A 3216-nucleotide genomic window follows, 5' to 3' on the forward strand; every position below is an offset into this window, starting at 1 on the left:
CCGGTGCCGTCGGCCGGGGTCGCGCCCGCCGGGGTGTCGCCGGGAGCGGTGCCGGCGGCCGGGGTCGCGCCCGCCGGGCGGTTGCCGTGCGAGCCGGGGCCGGGTGCCGTGGTGTCGCCCGCCGGGGTGTCGCCGTGCGGGCCGTCGCCGTGCGGGGCCACGCCCGCCGGGGTGTCGCCGTGCGGGCCGTCGCCGGTGTCCTCCCGCTGCCGGACGGGCGACCCGTCGGCGGGCGTACCGGAGGCGGGCGTGCCGGAGGCGTCCCCGGGCGGCGCGAACGGCACCGGCGGCGGGGGCGTCGCCCCCTCGGGGAGCGTCACGCCCGACGGGAGCGTCGCCCCGGGCGCGGGCGCCGTACCCGACGGAGGCGTCACCCCCGGCGGAGGCGTACCGCCCTCGGCGCCGAGCCCGGGCACCACGGGTCCGGCGTCGGCACCCTCACCCGTACCCGTACCCGTGCCCTGGCCCGCAGCGCCCTGCCCCGCAGTGCCCGGTTCGGCAGTGCCCGGTTCGGCAGTGCCCGGTCCGGCAGTGCCCGGCTCCGCGCCCGGCGGCTCCCCGGCCCCCCGGTGGTCCGGGATCCCCATGCGGTCGGCCGCGTCCTGGAGCCACTCCGGCGGCGTCAGCAGGAAGGACGTCTGGTTCAGGTCGATGCGCTCCGGCTGCCGGGGCGCCGGGACGCCGGCCGCCGCCGGGGCGCCGTACTCCTCCTCGTACCGGCGGATCACCTCGCCCACCGGGAGCCGCGGCCACAGCGTGGCCTCGCCGCTGTCGCGGGCGATGACCAGCCGCTGCCCGCCGCCGTCCGAGGAGGGGCCGCCGGGGCGGTCCTCCGCCCAGGCGACGAAGCCCAGCTCGAACTCCCGCACCCGCACCTCGCGGTGCTGGTAGGGCGGCACGTCGCCGTTGACCCACTCCTCGGCGCGCTCCTGCGCCTGTGCGAACGTCACCATCGGACCGTCACCCTTCACCCGTGACCGGGACGGCGCGTGCGAAGCCGCCGTCCACCATCAGGTTCGCCACCGTCTCCAGCTCCGGCGGGCTGCCCGCCAGCCGCAGCAGGAACTCGTCGAAGTCCGCGCCGCACGGCAGCAGCAGCCGCTCCATGCGCTCCTCGATCGCCGACCCGTCGCCGTCCCGGGCGTCGTCGTACGGGCAGAACCACACCGAGCCCGCCCCGGAGCCCCGCGTCCGCACCGCCACCAGTCCCCCCTGGACGAAGGCGACGCCCAGGTAGTCCTTGGTGAGGTGGTCGCGCAGGCACTTGTTGACGTACACGAGGTCGTTGACGCCGGCCTCGTCCCGGACCGTGAAGAACGGCTGGTCGACGAGGAGCCCCAGCTCCGCGTCGAGGGCGAAGCCGACCGGGGCGCAGCCGCCGGCGGCCTTGAGGAAGGAGCGGTAGGCGCCGGGCAGCCGGTAGCCGAGGTCCTCCTCGACGCCCTGCAGCTGCGTCTCCGTCACGGACACGGCGCTCCGGGGCAGTCCGAAGTGGGCGGGGCGGGTCTCCTGGAGGGGCCGCGTGCCCCGCTTGCCCTGGTCCACCGCCGCCGTGGCGAGGCCGCCGTGGTGCCGCAGCAGCGCCTTCACCTCGACGGGCACCAGTTCCATGCGGCGGGTGCGGGGGACGTGGTGCCAGGTCCAGCCGTGCGGGGTGGCGACCGCCGGGAGCGCGTCCCACAGGGGGTGGCCGGCGGCCTTGAGCGCGGCGTTCGCGGAGACGTAGTCGGTCAGGCGCAGCTCGTCCACGCCGAAGCCCTCCGGCGGCTCGGCGATCTCCGCGGCGGCACGGGCGTACGGGGAGAAGTCGGGGAAGCCCTCGGCGTCCACCCGTACCCCTCCGGGATGGCGGGCGGCCCGGACGGGGTCCGGGAAGTGCACGAGCTGTCCCGCGTAGGCCGCGTTCGGCGGCGCGGCTTGGTGCCCGAGCCGACCTGTCGTCATGGCGGATGCCCCCTGGCTGCTGCTGGCTGGTTCCGCACAGCCTATGCGGTGGGCCCGGAGGGGGGTCCGGGCCTCCGCGGGGGTGACCGTGCGTCACGTCCGGGTGAACGATGAGCGATCATGCGACACGCCACTGGGCCGTTCCGGTGACCGCGTTTCCCATCTCCTCACCCGTTTGGCAGTCTGTCCACGCAACTGGGGGGATTGCACAGAGGGGAAACACACGCACCATGCACCTAGCGCAGTCGGGAACGACGCCCGTCCACCTCGGCACCGGTTCCGGCGGCGGGGACCCGCGCCTCTCCTGGAGCGCCGCCGCCCCCGGCCGCGCTCCCGTGCTCCGCCACCGCCGCGACGGCATCCTGCCGACGGTGGGGGCGGCGCTGTCGGTACGCGGCGAGATCCTCACCTGCACGGCGGCGCGGGGGAACCGGCCGCCGGCGCTGCACCCCCTCGTGCAGGACTTCCTGGACACGCTCACGAGCGGGCAGCGGGAACGCTTCACCGGGCGCTGCCCGGAGGCGCTGCTGCTGTCGCGGCACCTGACCGCCGTGGAGAACGGCCGGTCCAAACGGGCCCGGCGCAGACCCCTGACGACGGGCGAGGCCAGGCGCTCCCTGAAGAACGCCAAGATCACGGCCCGGCGCATCCGCGAGGACGGCGATCCGCTGCACGGCAGCTACGCCCCGCCGTGCCGCTCGTGCGCGGCCCTGCTCGCGCACTTCGGCGTGCGCCCCGTCGACCCGACCCCGTCCCACCAGAACGGCTGACCGCACCCGCCATGCCCGATCTCGACACCACCCGCTTCTCCGTCGCCGTGGACGCCGCCCTCCGGGAGGCCGGCTGGCAGCCGGGCCGCTGGGACATGGAGCAGGCCGAGCGGTGGGCCGACGCGCTCCGGGCCCATGTGTCCCCGACCGGCCACCGGCACGGCGTCTTCCCGGCGGCGGTGGAGGTGTGGGCGGAGTTCGGGGGGCTGCGGATCACGCCCCCCGGCCAGGGCCGCCAGATCGCGCCGAGCCCGCTGCTGCTGGACCCGCTGGCGGGACTGCACCTGGCGCGGAGCCTGTCGGACCTGGGGCGGGCGCTGGAGACCGAGTTGGCGCCGCTGGGGGCCGAGGGCGACGGCCGGAGCGTGCTGGCCGTCGACGTGGAGGGGCGGGTGTACGGGCTGGACCACGCGGGCGACTGGTACCTGGGCCCGGACATCGACCACGCCCTGACGGCCCTCGTCACCGGCACCCAGCCCGTCCGCCTCGCCAACCCCTGAGC

3 protein-coding genes and 1 pseudogene are annotated in these 3216 nt (G+C 76.6%); 2 read left to right on the top strand and 2 right to left on the bottom strand.

Annotation, left to right across the window (positions count from 1 at the left end; genetic code table 11):
• Both MW084_RS11190 and MW084_RS11195 read right to left on the bottom strand, forming a co-directional pair.
• Positions 1-953 (bottom strand): annotated as a pseudogene (locus MW084_RS11190) (SUKH-4 family immunity protein); the annotation flags it as partial.
• A gap of 7 nt (positions 954-960) precedes the next feature.
• A complete protein-coding gene (locus tag MW084_RS11195; protein WP_010475121.1) occupies positions 961-1944 on the bottom strand; it encodes an SMI1/KNR4 family protein in 984 nt (327 codons plus the stop codon).
• Between the two features lie 230 nt (positions 1945-2174).
• On the opposite strand from MW084_RS11195, the gene MW084_RS11200 reads away from it, so the two are divergent.
• Both MW084_RS11200 and MW084_RS11205 read left to right on the top strand, forming a co-directional pair.
• Positions 2175-2714: a YwqJ-related putative deaminase gene (locus MW084_RS11200; protein WP_010475122.1), complete on the top strand. Its 540-nt coding sequence runs from the start codon at positions 2175-2177 to the stop codon at positions 2712-2714.
• Positions 2715-2725: 11 nt separating this feature from the next.
• Complete coding sequence (locus tag MW084_RS11205) at positions 2726-3214, top strand: SUKH-3 domain-containing protein (protein ID WP_010475124.1); 489 nt, start codon at positions 2726-2728, stop codon at positions 3212-3214.
• The last annotated feature ends 2 nt before the right edge of the window (positions 3215-3216 follow it).

Origin of the sequence: Streptomyces sudanensis (assembly GCF_023614315.1) — a bacterium.
Lineage (GTDB): Bacteria > Actinomycetota > Actinomycetes > Streptomycetales > Streptomycetaceae > Streptomyces > Streptomyces sudanensis.

Coding starts and splice junctions, on each gene's coding strand:
- MW084_RS11195 (WP_010475121.1), bottom strand. CDS start 1,944: ATGACGACAGGTCGGCTCGGGCACCAAGCCGCGCCGCCGAACGCGGCC.
- MW084_RS11200 (WP_010475122.1), top strand. CDS start 2,175: ATGCACCTAGCGCAGTCGGGAACGACGCCCGTCCACCTCGGCACCGGT.
- MW084_RS11205 (WP_010475124.1), top strand. CDS start 2,726: ATGCCCGATCTCGACACCACCCGCTTCTCCGTCGCCGTGGACGCCGCC.